The 16,273-nt window shown below is 71.2% G+C and carries 12 protein-coding genes; 3 read left to right on the top strand and 9 right to left on the bottom strand.

All coding sequences use genetic code 11. From position 1 onward, the window contains the following. Window position 1: 1 nt before the first annotated feature. The 4 genes from G3I41_RS09910 to G3I41_RS09895 are packed head-to-tail and all read right to left on the bottom strand — an operon-like array spanning window position 2 to window position 6,949. Window positions 2-1,450 (bottom strand): hypothetical protein, encoded by a 1,449-nt coding sequence (locus G3I41_RS09910; RefSeq protein ID WP_164399849.1) that lies wholly within the window; start codon window positions 1,448-1,450, stop codon window positions 2-4. Beyond that, window positions 1,434-4,820, bottom strand: a complete 3,387-nt coding sequence (locus G3I41_RS09905) for an AAA domain-containing protein (RefSeq protein WP_164399848.1) — start codon at window positions 4,818-4,820, stop codon at window positions 1,434-1,436. The genes G3I41_RS09910 and G3I41_RS09905 overlap by 17 nt, the downstream gene beginning before the upstream one ends. Before the next feature lie 23 nt (window positions 4,821-4,843). After that, entirely contained in the window at window positions 4,844-6,241 is a 1,398-nt protein-coding gene (locus G3I41_RS09900; RefSeq protein WP_164399847.1) for a hypothetical protein, read from the bottom strand. A 33-nt stretch (window positions 6,242-6,274) separates the two neighbouring features. After that, window positions 6,275-6,949 carry a VWA domain-containing protein gene (locus G3I41_RS09895; protein ID WP_164399846.1) on the bottom strand — a complete coding sequence of 225 codons (675 nt, stop codon included), beginning with the start codon at window positions 6,947-6,949 and terminating at the stop codon, window positions 6,275-6,277. A gap of 392 nt (window positions 6,950-7,341) precedes the next feature. Between G3I41_RS09895 and G3I41_RS09890 the strand changes: the two genes are divergently transcribed. Both G3I41_RS09890 and G3I41_RS09885 read left to right on the top strand, forming a co-directional pair. Next, on the top strand, window positions 7,342-8,523 hold the full coding sequence (locus G3I41_RS09890; protein WP_164399845.1) for a pyridoxal-phosphate dependent enzyme: 1,182 nt from the start codon (window positions 7,342-7,344) through the stop codon (window positions 8,521-8,523). Window positions 8,524-8,623: 100 nt separating this feature from the next. Next, window positions 8,624-9,019: an FKBP-type peptidyl-prolyl cis-trans isomerase gene (locus G3I41_RS09885; protein ID WP_164399844.1), complete on the top strand. Its 396-nt coding sequence runs from the start codon at window positions 8,624-8,626 to the stop codon at window positions 9,017-9,019. 12 nt (window positions 9,020-9,031) lie between these two features. On the opposite strand, the gene G3I41_RS09880 is transcribed toward G3I41_RS09885, so the two are convergent. After that, a complete protein-coding gene (locus tag G3I41_RS09880) occupies window positions 9,032-10,267 on the bottom strand; it encodes a DUF6357 family protein (protein WP_203600648.1) in 1,236 nt (411 codons plus the stop codon). Window positions 10,268-10,295: 28 nt separating this feature from the next. Continuing rightward, on the bottom strand, window positions 10,296-11,147 hold the full coding sequence (locus tag G3I41_RS09875; RefSeq protein WP_164399843.1) for an alpha/beta hydrolase: 852 nt from the start codon (window positions 11,145-11,147) through the stop codon (window positions 10,296-10,298). A gap of 200 nt (window positions 11,148-11,347) precedes the next feature. Between G3I41_RS09875 and G3I41_RS09870 the strand changes: the two genes are divergently transcribed. Beyond that, entirely contained in the window at window positions 11,348-12,181 is an 834-nt protein-coding gene (locus tag G3I41_RS09870; RefSeq protein ID WP_164399842.1) for a PIG-L family deacetylase, read from the top strand. Between the two features lie 65 nt (window positions 12,182-12,246). On the opposite strand, the gene G3I41_RS09865 is transcribed toward G3I41_RS09870, so the two are convergent. From G3I41_RS09865 to G3I41_RS09855, 3 genes are all read right to left on the bottom strand, one after another. After that, on the bottom strand, window positions 12,247-13,815 hold the full coding sequence (locus G3I41_RS09865) for a DUF4246 domain-containing protein (RefSeq protein ID WP_343242098.1): 1,569 nt from the start codon (window positions 13,813-13,815) through the stop codon (window positions 12,247-12,249). A gap of 15 nt (window positions 13,816-13,830) precedes the next feature. Further along, window positions 13,831-15,594, bottom strand: coding sequence for a PP2C family protein-serine/threonine phosphatase (locus G3I41_RS09860; protein ID WP_239081561.1), 1,764 nt, complete (start codon window positions 15,592-15,594; stop codon window positions 13,831-13,833). Between the two features lie 72 nt (window positions 15,595-15,666). Further along, a partial coding sequence (locus G3I41_RS09855; RefSeq protein WP_164399840.1) for a triphosphoribosyl-dephospho-CoA synthase occupies window positions 15,667-16,273 on the bottom strand: 607 nt, incomplete at its 5' end.

Raw genomic sequence — 16,273 nt, 5'->3', positions numbered from 1 at the left:
GTCAGTTCACCCTCTTGCTGATGGTGGTTCGGCCGCTGCTCAGACCGAGCAAGTGGCGGGCCGCGTCGTAGGCGAGAGACCGGATGTGCTCCAGCTCGTCAGGGGCCGGTGCGCCGGTCGGTCCGTGCGTCGCGTTGTTGCGCAGGATGCGTGACCGGTCGAGATCCTCCAGGAGGGTGGGGCGCTCGCGGATGAACGCGGCGAGCGGATGCCGCGCGTTCTCGCCGGCCGCCCAGACGGCTCTGATGACGTCTCCGGCCAGCCCGCCGGCCGGCCTGGAGCAGTACTTGCGCATCTCCGGCGGCACGGATGTGGCGCCCAGGCGCTGGGCGGTCAGTACGAACGTGCGCTCCCGCACCCCCGGCTCCCTGGATGGTGGGATCCGGGCGGGGAACCGTTCGTTCAGCTCGGGGAGTATGCACTCGAAGACGCGAATGGCGTTGCGCGCGGCGTTCTCCCGTTCCCGCGCGGTGTCCTTCAGCAGCGCCAGCTCGATGTCCGCGAGGTGGGTCAACACCTCGGAGTGGTTCCGGATTTCCTCGCCGAGCATACGGACCACGTCGGCGCGGGCATCCTCGGCGAGCTCCCGGTCGACCTTGCGCGCGGCGGTGGTCCGGTCGTGGCGGCTCCTTCCGAGCAGGTCGTCCGTCAGCCGGGTCAACTGCTCGTCGGTCTCCGCACGGGCGGCCAGAAGATCCGCGAAAAACCGCCCGTCGCCCACCGCGAACGGATCCTCCACGGTCCACATGCGTCCGGACCCGTCGTTGCCCTCGACGACGTAGCACACGACATGGGCCGGGTTCGCCGTACCGTGGAACCCGATCCGTCGGGCCGCCCCCACGGAGCCGTCCGGATCGCGGGAGGCACCGCGCAGGCCGCGCGCCGCCAGGTCGTGACTCCTGCAGGCTTCGAGGACATCACGTTCCGACGGGCGCATCCAGGGACCGCCGGCCCGGAGCGTCAGCGCGCTGACCTCCCGGGAGGCGCCGGCGGTACCGAACTGGATGGTGACCCAGCGGCCGCGATGCGCTCGCAGGTCGGCGCGTACGGGATCGGCGACCAGGATACGAGGCAGCAGCATTCCGGTGGCCGGGTCCTGGAAGACACGGACGAGCCGGGGCTCCGTCTCGGCGACCTCGCCTTCGGCCACGGTGCGCCGCCCCGCCTCGGTCAGCCGCAGCCCGTGTGCCATCAGCTGCCCCTCCACGAGCCGGGCGATCACCGTGCGGCACAGGGCGGTGTCCAGCCCGATCAACCGGGACAGGTCACCGACATCGCGGACCCCGGCGGCACACAGGCGCAGCACCACGGTCTGGAAGACGTCCAGTGTCCGGGAGTAGCCGGTCGGTGCCGTTGCCTGGTGGACCCACACGGGCAGGAGAACGGGCCGGTACCGTTGGCGGGGTGGAACGGCCAGCTGGAAGACAGGGGCCTCACGGTCGAACGACACGGCCGTCCACTCCCTTCCGGCACAGCTCCAGGAACCCGGCAAGAGGCTTGACCGCCTCCGGACTGCCGGGGCCGAACATGCCGTCGTCGCCCACCACGGCCAGCACCCGCTGCTGGCGGCTCATCGCCACGCACAGCCGGTTGGCGACGGTCAGGTGCCCGTAGGCGCGCTTGGCGTCGTTCCGCGCGACTGGTGTGCAGCTGCGCACCGTGGACAGATAGGTGACCGAGAACTCCATGCCCTGGAAGGCATCGACGGTGCCGACCCGCAACCGGTCGAGCGGTGCGCCGTCCTCGTCACGGCTGAGCCGGGTCACGGGGCGCCACCCGCCCGCATCGGTGAACTCGGCGAGTCCGGCCTTCTTCAGCTCCTTCCACACCTCGGTGACCTGCGCGGCGTAGAACGAGATGACGCCGAAGGTCATCCTCGGGTACCGCTCGATCAGCGCGGCTATCTCCGCGGCGATGACGACGGCCTCGGCGTGACGGGCGCGGCTCGTTCCCCGTTGGGTCTCCCCGCCGGCGGACTGCGGCACGGGAAGCCATACCGCGGGAACTTCGCCGTACCGTTCGATCCCGTGGGTGAATTCACCCGCCTCACGGCCGTTGCGTAAGTGCCCCTGGTAGAAGTTGTCGCTGACGAAGCTGCCGAGTACCGGATGCATGCGGAACTGGGTGTCGAGGCGGACGAACCGGGAGTGCCCGTCGGAGGAGCTGCGCTCCCACTGCCGGGCCAGTCGTTGGAACAGACTCTCCTGCAGCCGTTCACGGACGTCGTCGCCGAGCGAACCCAGCTCGCGCTCCACGTCGGGTTCCAGCATGTGGGGAAGCTGGGCGTGGTCCCCGACCAGCACGATCCGGCGGCGGGCCTGGGCGAGGGGGATGAGGAGGTCCAGCGGGTTGGCCCGCGCCGCCTCGTCGACGACGACCGACTCGAACGCTCCGTCCCGGCGGCCGACATCGACCATGGCTTTGGAGACGGCCTGCTGGCAGGTCGAGGCCAGCGAGACGGTGTAGGCGCGGAGTGTGTCGTCCACACCTTCCGGGTCGCTGCGCAGATCATCCCGGTAATCCAGCAGCGCCGCGGCTATGGCGTCGGGTGACCGGGTCACCGCTTCCGCGAGCTGTGCCGCGAGCCGGTCGAGGAGGTCGACGATCGCGGGATCGGCCACGGTGACCTCCGGGAGCCGGATGCGCGCGGTGAGACGGTCGAGCAGGGCATCGCGCACCGCGGTGAGCGCGTTGAGCAGTTCGGTGTGCGGTGCGGTGGCGCTGATCGCCGCACGCAGGGGCTCCTGGTAAGAGATGCCGTCGAACAGCGGAGTGTCGGCGAGTGCCAGCCGTGTCAACAGCGCCCGGGCCGTGCGGGGCCCGTCATCGTGGAACCCGGTCGCGGTGCAGCGCAGCGACCGGATGCAGGGCAGCAGATCCGCCCGCACGTCGGGGTCGGCCATGGCGGCGGCTCGCGTGCGCTGCTGTTCGGCCCGGTCCCTGTGCCTGCGGAGTTCCCCGACCAGTGACGGTTCGGCGATGTCCCCGACCTGGGTGATCACCTGGTCCAGGAAGCGCGACAGGCTCTCGGGTGGGACCGGCGCCGCCCGATAGGTGGCGGCCAGCTCGGTGGCGGCTCGCCGGGCAGCCAGATGCGACCCGGCCGGGCGCTCACGCAACCGCAGGTCGGCAGCACGGGCTGCCTCGATACGCCAGGTGTCCAGTGCCACTTTGCTGCCCCGGCCGCGCGAATCCACCTTGAGCGGTGGAAGCCCGAAGACCCAGCCACGAGTGACGAGGTGGTCCACCGCCGCATGCTGGAAACTCGTCAACAGGGTGCTCCCGGCCACCTCTCCCCCCTCAGCGAGATCGCCCAGCTGGTTGACCAGAGCAGCGATCACCTGGGTTTTGCCGGTGCCCGGTGGTCCTTGGATGATCGCGACGTCGGGAGTGTTGAGGGCGGTGAGCACCGCCTCCCGCTGGGCCGGCGTCGGTCCGTGAGGCGCGAAGCAGCTGAGCGCGGAGGGGGAGAGCTTCGTGATCCGCTGCCGTGCCGGCTGCGGCCAGGAACCCCCCTCCAGGAGGGTCGGCAGCGCAGGAATGTGCGTTCCGCCGGTGCGCAGCTGCTGCATGGCCTTTTCGCGCCGGTCGAGCCGACGCTGGTCGCCGCGGTGCGCCAGGTAGAGCCACCCTTGAGGGGGCGGGTCCTGCTGGTTGGTGAGGGTCGCGGTGAGCCGCAGGACCTCGGTGACACTGTCGTATCCGAGCGGTTCACCGACCCAGGCCCTCACCTTCTGCGCGCGCGACGCGACGAGCCACTCCCGGTCGGTCATCACGGTGTCCGTCACGGAGGCCGGAAGCCTCTCGGCGGCCTCGAGCTCGACGCGTTCGGCCGCAGCCGTGTTCTCCAACGCGGCTCGGGTACGCGGCAGGGCCCGGCCGAGGTCCACGGTGAACGCGCAGCGGCCGTCGGACTCGACCTTGACGTCGGTGTAGCGGATGGTTCCGAAGTCGCGGAGGCGTCTCCTGATGTGGCGCGCCTCCAGCTCCTGGTACCTGTCCCACATGGCCAGGTAGCCGTTCTGGCCGGCCACCAGGTCGAGGCCCCGCTGTATCCTCTCGCGGTCCCGCTGCCTGGCGGTCATGTCGCGGAACTCGATGGATCCGACGGCCAGTGCCTTCTGCACGGTGCCGCCCCGGTCATGGACCGAGCTGAGCAAGCGGACGACGCGGTAGCCGGCACTGTGTTTCTCGACATCGGCCATGAGCCCTGGCCCGTGCACCCGGAAGCCGGCTGCGAGGCTTCCGGCCGGTCCGGCCGAGACCACCATGCGCCTCGTGTCCGCCGGAGCCCCGGGACGTGGCTCCAGAAGGAGTTCGCGTGCCATGAACTCCATGAGCGAACCGACGCTGGTGGTGTCCGTGCGGTCCGCGTACCTGGTGGCGTCCTCCAGCACGGCGTCGTCGACGTCGAGGAGCAGTCCGGTGCTGAGCGGTACCGCGAGCCCTGTGGCGGGGGCGTAGAGGTGGACCCGCACGGTGAAGGGAGTGCCGGCCGCCGACGAGGACTGCTGCGGGTTTCCGGTACGGCGCCGAGGCGGCGGGAGGGGCGTGGGCGGTTGCGGGCGGACCGGATGTGCGGTCACTGCCACACAAGTGGTCCCGGCCGCCCGGACCCGGTCGAGCTTCCGCTCGTCCTCCGGAGTGGCCGGCCTGATCCCGAACGCGGCGGTATCGGTGACCAGGTCCAGCTGGCCTGTAGGCCGGTGATGGAGCCGGACCTCGACGCCGTCGGGGATGGTCCGGTCGATGAACTCCTGTGGTACTCGATGCCAGAGGAAGGACAGGAGCACGGGTTCGCCCGGCATACGGGCAGGCATGGCCGGCCGTGTGGGGCGCGCGCTCATCCGCTCGCCTCCAGCGTCATCAGACGTACCCAGCGATGGATGACACCCTGCCTGCCGAAGTGAAGCGTCCAGGAACGGCCGTCGACCGGCACGGTTGCCTGGCTTCCCTGTCCGATCTCACGCCATGGCCGCCCGTCCTGGTGGTCGAGCCAGAGACTGTCGCGCGAGAGGTTCGACACAGTCACGTCCTGGCCCTGGCACCGCACATGGGCGACCACCGCATCGGGCTGGTCCGGGGCGGGTGAGGCGTGACGGGCCGTCAGTGCCGTTCGGCCGTCGGGGCGCAGCACGGTGAAGTCGGGCAGAGGCACCTCCGACAGCTCCACAAGGGGGGTGTCGTCCTCGGTACCGACCGGGCCGGTCAGTCCGTGGCGCAGCAGCCAGACCCGCCCTCGGGGCTTGCCGCAGGCCAGACAGGAGGAGGCCGCGGCTCGGTAGCTCCAGTGACACTCCGGGCACTCGACCGTCTGTCCCGCTGCGGAGTGCAGCGCCGCTGCCCACCGGGCAGCCGACGGCCGGGCCAGAGGATCGGTGACGGCGTCCACGAAGCACCGGGTGGCCAGGCCCCACAGCTGCCCGGACAACACCTCTTCCCGTGGTGTGATGCCCAAGGTGCACTCGTTGGTGCGGTCAGTGGGGTGATCGATCCAGGGGAGGCGGAAGCAGTCCGCGTACTCCTGTTGGTAGGCCGGATCGGAGTCCAGAACCTCGTCACCACGGAACGGGTGGCTTGCCGTGAGGGTCTCGAAGATCAGGACGGCGAGTGCGTGCGCGTCGGCCAGCGTCGTGGCACCACTGCGCCCGGACACGATTTCCGGTGCCCCGTATCCCGGGGTGTGCACCGGCGCGGACGCGACAGCCGAGACAAGACCGAGATTGTCCACGTCGATGAGGCGGATCTCCTGCTGCTCGGGAGCTGCGGACACCAGTACGTTCGAGGGCGACAGGTCCTGGTACACGATGGCGCGTGAGTGCAGCCGGGCGACGGCATCCGCGAGTTTGGCGAGCAGCCGCAGTCGGCGTTCCAGGCCGCCGGTGCGCAGGTACCAGGCCCCGAGGTCTTCCTCGTCGGGCACACACAACGTGTCCAGGGGCACCATCTCGTCGGCGAGTTCCATCACATAACCCAGCTTCGGCGGAGCGAGCAGGGCGAGGACACCCGCCAACGGAACGCCGTCCAGAGGCAAGCGCTGGATGCGGCGCAGTCGCGTGTGCACGGCTTCTGCCGCTTCCTGGGTCGGAGCAGTGATCATCTTGATGGCGGTTCCTCCGCCACGGGCCAGCCATACCTCGCCCTGGCCGCCGGCACCGATCGAGTGCGACAGCGGCCACAACTGGTGGTACTCGTCCTCGACGGGCCGCAGCAGACCGCCGAGATCCCAGCGTGATGCCACGGATGCTTCCTCTCGCCGCGTTCTCCGACAGGGTCAGGCGCCGAATGCGGACAGATCGTCGGGGCGCAATACCGGTGCCCGGTCCGGACGAGTGCTTCGAGCCTGCTGAGTGACGGTGACCGTGACCCAGCGGAAGTACTGCTGGATACGTCCGACGTCGTGTGCCTCGAACACGCCGTTGGCCTCGTCGCCGGCGAAACGGCGCAGTACGGCCTTCGCCTGTTCGGTCATGTCGGGACCGATGGCGACGGCCAGCCGGTTGGCGCGAGAACCCTTGGGGGATTCGAGCAATCGGTCGAGGGCCTCTTCCCACTCGTCCGTGGGCATGCCGTCGGAGACGAGAACGAGAGTGGGGGAGAAGGAACGGGCCGGGACGGCTGACTCGTCGCGCAGGACCTCGTCGGCGAGTCCGAGGGCCGCGCCGAGCGGGGTGCCTCCCGAGGCTTCCATGTCGCTCCAGGAAGCCTCGGCCGCGGGCACCATGTCCTGATGTAATGCGGCCCGGTTCTGACTGAAGGCGATCACGCCGACGTGGATGGCGCCTCGCCCGACATCGGCCGTAGCGAAATCATCGAGCATGTGGCGGATGCACTCATTGAGTACATCGATCTTCTCCCGGGGTTCCCCCATGCTGCCGCTCACGTCCGCCAGTACGAGCACCGGCAACGGACGAGCCTTGGCAGCCATGAAACGCGGCGCGGCACTCACGATGTCCCCCCATCGCTCTCACCACACCATGGGCTGCACGTCATCAGCCCAGTTGCGGCAAGGCCATTCCTCACGCTGAAGCAGACAAGGTACTACGAATCATGCGTGGGCGTGATCAGACGCAGCAACGGATCCGCTGGGGAGAGCGCCCGCCTCCGGCGACCGGTCCGCATGGACGTCGCCAGGTACGGTGAGGGCTGCCTCGACCGAGTGTGGTGGACACGAACGTCGACAACGCGGAGCGGCAGGTGCGGTAGAGCTCCCTGGGGTGACCGGGGACCTCTCCGGGAGCGGTGGCTCACGTACGCGGGCATCGGACGGGCTGTTCATACTGGGCTGACGCGCCTGGTGCGGGGCGCGCGCGTGACGTGCGAGGAAGGGCGGGATCGCTCATGACCGACGAACAGCCTTCAGACGGTGCCGCCCCCGTCCTCCGCGACCGGTCGGGCGGGCGCTACCCGCTGGATGATCCGCGCTGGCGAGGCGACGACGGGGGTCCCCTTGCCGTCACCGCGCTGCCGGGGCTGCGGCCGGAGCAGATCGACACCGCCGAGCGGTCCCTCTGGCGCTACCGGGCCGTCCTCCCCGTTCCGGCCGACCGGCGCGTGAGCCTGGGAGAAGGCTGTACGCCGATGATTCCGGTCGACTGGGCCGGGCGGCGGGTCCACTTCAAGCTGGAGTGGTTCAATCCGACCTCCAGCTTCAAGGACCGGGGAGTGTCCGTGATGATCTCCCACCTCGTGGCGCACGGCGTCGGCCGTGTGCTGGAGGACAGCTCGGGGAACGGCGGTTCCGCCGTGGCCGCCTACGCCGCCGCTGCCGGGATCCGCGCCAAGATCATCGTCCCCGCCGCCACCTCGGCGGCCAAGGTCCTCCAGGCCCGGGCGTACGGGGCCGAGATCGAGCTGGTGGAGGGCACCCGCGACGAGGTCTCGGAGGAGGCGATCCGGCAGTCGCGGCGGATCCCCTACGCCAGCCACAACTGGCACCCCATGTTCCTCCAGGGCACCAAGACCGTCGCCTACGAGATGTGGGAGTCCCTGGGCTTCACCGCGCCCGACAACGTGGTCCTCGTGGCCGGCGCCGGCAGCAACGTCATCGGCTGCGACCTCGCGTTCGGTGAACTGCTCGCCGCCGGACAGATCGGGAGGCGCCCGCGCCTCTTCGTCGGGCAGCCCGAGCACTGGGCGACCATCGCCGACACGTTCAACGGCGTTGCCCCGGGCCACCGCGGCGAGCGGGTCCCGACGATCGCCGAGGGCGCGTCCATCGCCCGACCGGTCCGGCTGCCCGAGGCGGTGGCGGCCATCCGCCGCTCCGGCGGAGCCGCGTACGCCGTGCCCGAGGCGGAGATCCACGCCGCCGTCCGCGCTCTGAGCGCCCGCGGCCTGTACGCCGAGCCCACCAGCAGTGTCGCCGCGGCGACCCTGGACCACTTCATCGCCTCCGGTGAGATCGCTCCGGACGAGACGACCGTCGTCGTGCTCACCGGCGCGGGTCTCAAGTCCGCCGAGAAGATGGCCGCGGTGTTCGCCGGCCCCGGTGACGCCCGGGGAGCGGGCGGCACACGATGACTCGCGGCTCCGGCCAGCTCATCGCGGGCCGGCCGGGTGGTGCGCGGGCGACCGTCCACAACCGCACGAAGCAGACGTGCCGACGAGCAAGGGATCCACGATGAACGAACCGGCCAAGCCCGAGGTCGAGGTACCGGAGGGCGCCGCGCCCACCGAACTGACCACCAGGGACCTGGTGGTGGGGGAGGGGCCGGAGGCGCTGCCGGGCAGGGTGGTCCAGGTCCACTACGTCGGCGTGACCTTCGCGACCGGGAGAGAGTTCGACTCCTCCTGGGCACAGGACCGGCCGTTCAAGTTCGCCGTGGGCGGCGGCAAGGCCATCAAGGGCCTGGACCGGGGCGTGCGGGGCATGAAGGCCGGCGGCCGGCGCGAGATCATCGTTCCTCCGCGACTCGGGTACGGCAAGCAGTCGCCCTCCGCCTTCATCCCGCCGAACTCGACCCTGGTCTTCGTCGTGGACCTGCTCACGGTGGTGGGGCCGGGCGGCTCGGTCTGAGCTCGGCGCGCCCTACCGGCCGTCCCGCCGCCGGCGCGCGCGTTCGAACTCGGCGTGGTCCAGGATCCACGGGCCCAGCCCGTCGAGCGCCGCGCAGCCGCCACGGACGAAGGCGCTCACCAGGCTCCGGTACCCGCTCATCCCGTCGACCAGGCTGTACTCGACCCGGTACTCCGGGCCCGCCCCGCCCCGGCCCTCGCGCACGGTCGTGATCCGGGCGACGGAATCCGCGTAGAAGTGGACCTGGATTCCTTCGCCCTTCTCCTCGTCCTCAATGGTGAAGACCTCGTTGTCCGCCGCGACGCGATCCTCGACGAACTCCCAGAACTCCACTGCGGCGAGACGGGGGCTGCCCGGGCGCCACGTCTTCGCGGCGCCCTTGTCGTCGGTGAACGACAGGACCGTACGGCCGCCGGCAGCCTCCTCGTACGCTTCGAGGGGGGTGCTCCTGGCGCGGTCCACGGCCTCCGAGCACATCAGGAAGGCCACGGTGCGCACCGCCTCGTCGGCGAGCCCCGGGTGTGCCCGGCGTACGGCAGCCTCGACCGCCGCCGCCATCCGCTCCCAGTCCCGCTTGTCCGTGCCGCGCTTGCCCCGTCGTGGATCGCGGCCGATCCGCAGGCCGTCGCACGCGTGCTCCGCGGTGGCGATCACCCGCATGGTTTCGGGCAGCAGCGCCGGGTCGACGGCGTCGGGCAGCCGTCTCGGGATCGTCGCGCCGTGCACGTACTGGCCCGTGTATCTCAGCACCGCCGCGTCGAGTGGACCGAGTACGGTGCCGCGCTCGGCGCGACGGCGCTGTGCGTGGTACTCCTGAGCCCGTTTCGCGTCGGACGCCTCCGTCGCGGTCCGCATCGCCGCGCAGACCGCGCCCCGTTCGAGCAAGTCGATGCCGGCCCCGTGCGCGACGAGCCGGCCCTTGTCCCAGGGGGTGCGCCGGAAGAACGCGTCGACATCGGCGGGCGCGGCGAGAAGGACGGGGTCCAGGAGCGCGACGGCGGCGTCCTCATCGAGCCGGTCCCGCGTCCCGGCGGCATCGCACAGCGGCAGCACCGCGCTCCACAGCAGCAGGTGCCTGCCCAGGTCCCTCCGGATCACCGCGAGATGCTCGTCCCCGATCGGGAACGAGAACGTACGGGGCTCGTGATGGGCATCCGCCCCGGCCCCGAGCGTCAGCTTCAGCACACCGTCCTCGCGGACCACGCGCGGGATCCAGCCACTCCCGCGCGTGAAAACGACCTCGCTCATGCCGCCAGTCTTCCCCACGGCCCCGGCTCTAGGAGGAGGCGCCCCCGCCGTCCAGCAGGAAGGACCGGATGTGGGCGCTCAGCTGGGCCGGCTGGTCCTCGGGGATCAGGGTGTAGCTGTCCTCGATCTCCACGAGGCGGCCCCTGGGCAGGAGCTCGGCGAGCCTGCGGCCGTGCTCCGGGGGCATCACCCTGTCCTCCGCCGCCCACACCACGAGGGCGGGCCGGTCGAAGTCCCGCAGCTTCTCCGCCCAGCCGAGCAGTTCGCTCTTCGAGGGGACGCCCCGTACGTATGTGCGCAGGTCCCGGCGGATCTCCTTGGAGGTCCACAGTGGGGTGAACCAGGCGTTCATCACCTCGTGCGGGACCGGTCGTTTGCTCATCCAGCCCCAGGTCATGGGCAGCCTCCGCATCGGCTTCAGCTTCAGCAGCCTGAAGGCGAGGTTGATGCCGCCCGGCAGCTTCGCCGAGGTGAACAGGTTTCTGCCCGGCACACCCGGCGGGAAGTTGTCGAACGCCTCGCACGACGTGATGACGAGCCGCCCGATCCGCTCGTCCCTTCCCTCCGAGACCAGGGCCTGCGCACCGCCCCAGTCGCTCATCACCAGCGTGACGTCGCGCAGGTCGAGCCGGTCGAGGAACTCGGCGACCAGCCGCGCCACGCCCACGATCGAAAGGTCGGCGCCGGGGCGCATCGGCCGGCGGTGGCCACCCAGGGGCAACGTCGGCACCACGCAGCGGAAGTCGGACCGCAGAGGCTCCACCACGTTCCGCCACAGTGAGCCGTCCATGGCGACGCCGTGCAGCAGGACCACGACCGGCCCCTCACCGCCGGTGTCCAGATACTCGATCGTGCCGGCCGAAAGGTCTGCCTCAGCCATGTCTCGTCCCCTCCCCGTACGTGTGTTCACCAGCCCCCTGAGGACTCTGTCACCGGCGGGGAGCCGGGCGACGGGTTTCGGCCAGGCCGATCGGTCCCGTCGGGAACACCGGATCCGGTCCGGATGGTTGCATCGACAAAGGCGCGGCGCGTCCGTCGCGTCCCCGTACCGCATGCCCGATTCCGCTGGAGGACTGTGTGATGACTGACCGGCCGCTGACCCTGATGGCCGTGCACGCCCACCCCGACGACGAGGCCACCGGGACCGGTGGTGTGCTCGCCCGGTATGCGGCGGAAGGCTTCCGCACGGTGCTCGTGACCTGTACCGACGGCGGGTGCGGTGACGGGCCGGGAGGTGTGAAGCCGGGCGATCCCGGGCACGACCCGGCCGCCGTCGCCGTGATGCGGCGCCGGGAGCTGGAGGCCAGTTGCGAGGTCCTGAAGATCAGCGATCTGGAGACGCTCGACTACGCCGACTCCGGGATGATGGGCTGGCCGGCCAACGACGCGCCCGGCTCCTTCTGGGGGACGCCCGTGGAGGAGGGCGCCGCGCGGCTCGCCGAGCTGATGCGCCACTACCGGCCCGATGTGGTCGTCACCTATGACGAGAACGGTTTCTACGGCCACCCCGACCACATCCAGGCCAACCGCATCACGATGGCAGCCCTGGAGATGACCGACCTGACGCCGAAGGTGTACTGGACGACGGCGCCGCGCTCGATGATGCAGCGCTTCGGGGAGACGATGCGTGAGTTCGGCGAGGATCTGCCGGAGCCCGACCCCGAGGAGGCCGCCGCGATGGCGGAGATCGGTCTGCCCGACGACGAGATCACCACCTGGGTCGACACCACCGCGTTCAGTGGCCAGAAGTTCGACTCCCTGGCCGCGCACGCCAGCCAGGGCGAGAACATCTTCTTCCTCAAGATGGGCAAGGAGCGGTTCGGGGAGCTGATGGGTGTGGAGCCCTTCGTGCGGGTCAGGGACACCACCGGCGCCCCCCTCCCCGAGGACGACCTCTTCGCCGGACTGCGCTGACCCCGGTCCGTACGACCGCGTCCCGCCGGCTCACACCCCGCACGGGTGTGAGCCGGCGGGCGTACTCAGTGCTCGCAGAGGGAGAACTCCCGCTCGAAGAGCTGCTCGTTGTTCTCGTCCACGAAGAACTTGCGCTCCCGCATGAGCTCATCGCGGTACGTCTTGGCTTCTTCGAGGGTCATGGTCGAGGTCCGGGCCCAGGGCTGCTGCGGAGGAACGTCGGAGGTCGAGACGACCGTCTCGGCCGGATCCACCAGGAAGAACGCCAGGATCTTGCGGTGCCCGGCGCGGCTCGGGTCCGCGAGGCGGAACGAACCGACACGGTGCTGAAGGACGTTGGGGAAGGCCAGGCAGCGGCCGGCCGGGGTGGACGCCGAGCCCAGCACCTGGTTGAGCGGGCCCTCGTTCTCCAGGCCGTACACCTCGCGGACGCCGTCGTCGTCGCTCTGCTCGTACTCCGGTTCGTCGACCGCGGTCCGGAAGGCCAGCCGGCTCTCGGTGATGTTCTCGCTGTCCCAGTAGTAGATGCCGGTCGAGACGATCCGCTCGTTCAGCATCCCCTCGACGTGCCACGAACCGCCGGCGTACTCGGGCTTCTCGGGCGTCAGGTGGATGGTCGCCAGCTTGGTGATGACCTGGAGCCGGCGACCGCGCAGGGCGACCCGGTCGGACGCGTCACACGGTTCGGGCGGGGTGAAGTCCGGAGCGTCCGGCACGACCGGACGACGGTTCTCGTACCAGTCGTCCTGGGCTGCCTCGTGCGCCACGACCGCCTGCTCGTACGCCTCCTTGTCGCTGTAGTCCTCCTCGTCCGGGTAGTCCGGCTCCGGGCCGTACCAGCCGTACGGGTCGGCCTCGATCCGCGGGGGCAGCGGCCGGCGCAGATCGGTGAGCACGTTCTCCCACAGCGGGAGCATCCGGGTGAACAGTTCCGGCAGGACGGCGGCCAGCTCCCGGTGGTCCTCGGGATGGACGTTGTTCACGTACGAACGGAAGGCGGCCACGCCGTCCGCGCTGACGTCGACGTCCGTGGGCAGCCACTGGAACCGGTCCGAGAACTCGTACGCCGCATAGCGGTTCGTCGGGTTCTCCCAGGCCCGCTCCGGGCCGCCGCTCACCTCCCGTACCAGGCAGAACAGTGAGGGATGCACCAGGTCCAGCACCTGCCGGTCCGACCCCGGATGCCAGTCCTTCTCCTCCTCGGGGACGTCCTCCAGCACGCGGACCGCCGCACGCAACCGCGACCGCAGCCCCTCGTCGATCAGCGTGTCCGACTGCCAGACACCGTCGACGGCGGACACCTCGACGCCGGTACGCGCGTCCCGCAGCCGCGCGTAGTGCGCCAGTTCGGCCAGTACATGGCGCACCTGCGCCTCCGTCATGCCCTGGTCCAGGGCCTCCCGCGTCCACTTGGCGGTTATGGCGGTGTCGTGCATCTTCTCGAACCATCCCGGCTTCGCCCGAAGGTGCGCGCTGCACGCGATCATCTCCAGTTCGCGCACGGTCCGGGGATCGGCGCACGACCGGAAACGGGAGGTGTGGAACGGCAGCGGAAAGGGGGACAGGCCAGTCAACTCTCTTGGTCCTTCCGGGCGGTGAGTGATGGCCGGAAGACTACGGGAGCCCACTGACACCACCACCGGCACGGGTCAGGGCCGCCGCAGGGCCAGGAGCGTCGCGTCGTCGGTGCGGTGCGGACCGTCCAGGCGGGCCACCAGCCGTTCGACGTAGTCCTGGAGCCCGTCGTGGCCGGGGCCCGGCGCGGCCTCCCGGAAACAGCGCTCGGCCGCGTCGAGGAAGCGGAGCGTGTCCTTCTCGGGGTCGGCCGGGCGGCGTTCGGTCAGCCCGTCCGAGTACATCAGGACGATGTCCCCGGTCTCCAGCGTCGTCTCGGTGGCGCTGTACGGCGTCCCCGGGAGCACCCCCAGAGTGAGCCCGGGCCCTCCGGCGGGCGCCGGGAGCTGACCGGCGCGGCCGTCACGCAGCAGCACCGGGCGGGGATGCCCGGCGCAGGTCCAGCGGAGCAGGGTGCGCTCGGGGTGGTAGCGGGCGATGATCGCGGTGGCGGTGGACTCCTTGTCGTCCGCGCAGGCCACCTCGTTGAGCCACTGCGTCAGCTTCTCCACGGGCTTCGAGGTGTACGCGAGCCCCGCGAGCGCGTAGCGGAGTTTGGCCATCAGGGTGACCGCCGCCAGGCCGTGGCCCCGGGCATCGCCCAGCGCCAGCAGCAGGCGCCCGTCGGGCAGCCCGCGGGCCTTGTACCAGTCACCGCCGACCCCGGCCCCGGGCGCGTCCGGGCGGTAGACGGCCGCCGCCTCCAGACCGTAGCCGTCCAGCTCGTCCTGGAAGTGCGGCAGCACCGCGTCACGCAGGACACCGGCCACCTCCGCGACGGCCTCGGCGCGCTCGTGCTCGTGGCGCGCGTCACGCTCGGCCCGCTGCGCCGCCTCCCGCCTGCGCCGGTCCGTGGTGACGTCGATCAGGACGGCCCGCAGGGCCCACACCAGGCCGCCGGGCACGATGCGGACGGGCTCGGCGACCATCCGGAAGACGCGCTCGCTGCCACGGAAGAGCAGCTCGCACTGGGTGACGCGTTTGCGCAGGAGCACGTCGTACAACGCCTGGTACAGCGTGGACAGGCAGTCCGGTGTGGCGGCGGCCGCCAGGTCGGACAGGCTGGGCACCGGGGCGTCGTCCGAGAGGCCCAGCACCTGGCGGAAGCCGCGGGACTGCTGGATGCCGTCGTCGGCGAGGTTCCACTCCGCCCAGCACGTGCGCACCAGCTGCTGGGCCGCGCCGGCCATGCTGAGCCGGCCGCCCGGCTCCCAGGTGAGCAGGAAGTGGTCGCCGCAGGGCGCGATCCGCACCTCCGCGCTGATCCGCACCGGCCCCGTGCGCGTGTTCACCAGCCACTCCACCGTGTCGCTCTGCTGCGGCACGCCCTGGCGGTGCGCCTCGGCCAGCATGTGCGGGATCGCCGTGGCGGCCAGGGAGGGGACGCGTTCGAACAGGGGCACCGGTCCGGTCCACGGGGGCATGGCCTCGTCGGGGAAGCGGGAGGCCGCGTAGGCGCGGGCCGTGGCGTTGCGCGCGAGGAGGACGACCTCCCGGACCTCGCCGTCCTCGCCGAACTCCGGGGTCAGCAGCAGAGCCGCCACCGGGAGGGCGTCGAGCACCTCCTGACCGGAGGGCAGGGGAGTGGCGGCGGCTTGCGGGGCCGGGGGTACGACGGCGGCGGGCGCCGGGGCTCCGTAACGCTCGGCGTACCGGGTGACGCGCCGGCGCTGTGCGTCCAGGAGCGCCCGGATGGCCTGCAGTTCCAGACGCGCGCGTGCACCGCCCGCGGGAGGAGGTGGGTCCACGGGCATGTCGTGCCTCTCGGTGCGGGTGTACGGGCGGCGCCGAAACAGCATCGGGGCGGGGGTACCGGGAGCGCCACCCGGCGTACGCCGGGTGGCGGCGCCGCCCCGGCCGGCGGGCTCGGCTCAGGCGGTGGCGAGCGGCCGGCTGTCCACCGAGTCCAGGTAGAGCACCACGGTGAGCAGCGCGCCACTGGTCGCCGGGCAGATCGCGTACCGGGTCAGCTGCTCGTCCAGATCGGTCAGCCGTCGGCGCCCCTCGGGCATGCCGGCCCCACCGGCGGCCAGGACCCCGGCGGCGTCCTCCTGGACCATCCGCAGCGCCAGCGGCCCCTTGTCGCGTACGACCCGTTCGTCGTCCGTGTCCGCCATCAGTGTCAGCAGCGCGTCGAGCTGGGCGGTCTCCTCGGCGACGCCCCGCGTCCGGGCCTCACGCACGGCGGAGAGCGCCGCCTCGGTGGCCGTGAGACCGTGCCACTTCGTGCGGCCCGGCAGGGGCCGGTAGCTGTCCCGGAAGTCACCGGACGGCTCCACCCTCTCGTCGAGGGCGAGGGCCCGTGCGCAGGCGTCCCGGGGGCCGGCGGCGCCCTGCGCCCATGCGGCCGTCAGCAGGCACAGCGCGCGGGCCGCGACGTCGAATCCGTTCAGGGACGCGGTGTGGGGCACCGCATCCTGGGCCGCCCGGCAGGCGGCGGTGAGCCGGCCGATGTCCGCGCCGGCGCGGGCGGCCGCG

Source organism: Streptomyces sp. SID9727 (genome assembly GCF_010550605.1).
Taxonomy (GTDB): domain Bacteria; phylum Actinomycetota; class Actinomycetes; order Streptomycetales; family Streptomycetaceae; genus Streptomyces.
The sequence above is the reverse complement of the archived record's forward strand: the minus strand, read 5'-3'. Positions and strand labels throughout refer to the sequence as shown.

What these genes read in the sequence shown, in the direction of transcription:
- G3I41_RS09905 (WP_164399848.1), bottom strand. Translation starts at nt 4,820, where the DNA reads ATGCCTGCCCGTATGCCGGGCGAACCCGTGCTCCTGTCCTTCCTCTGG.
- G3I41_RS09890 (WP_164399845.1), top strand. Translation starts at nt 7,342, where the DNA reads ATGACCGACGAACAGCCTTCAGACGGTGCCGCCCCCGTCCTCCGCGAC.
- G3I41_RS09885 (WP_164399844.1), top strand. Translation starts at nt 8,624, where the DNA reads ATGAACGAACCGGCCAAGCCCGAGGTCGAGGTACCGGAGGGCGCCGCG.
- G3I41_RS09880 (WP_203600648.1), bottom strand. Translation starts at nt 10,267, where the DNA reads ATGAGCGAGGTCGTTTTCACGCGCGGGAGTGGCTGGATCCCGCGCGTG.
- G3I41_RS09875 (WP_164399843.1), bottom strand. Translation starts at nt 11,147, where the DNA reads ATGGCTGAGGCAGACCTTTCGGCCGGCACGATCGAGTATCTGGACACC.
- G3I41_RS09870 (WP_164399842.1), top strand. Translation starts at nt 11,348, where the DNA reads ATGACTGACCGGCCGCTGACCCTGATGGCCGTGCACGCCCACCCCGAC.
- G3I41_RS09860 (WP_239081561.1), bottom strand. Translation starts at nt 15,594, where the DNA reads ATGCTGTTTCGGCGCCGCCCGTACACCCGCACCGAGAGGCACGACATG.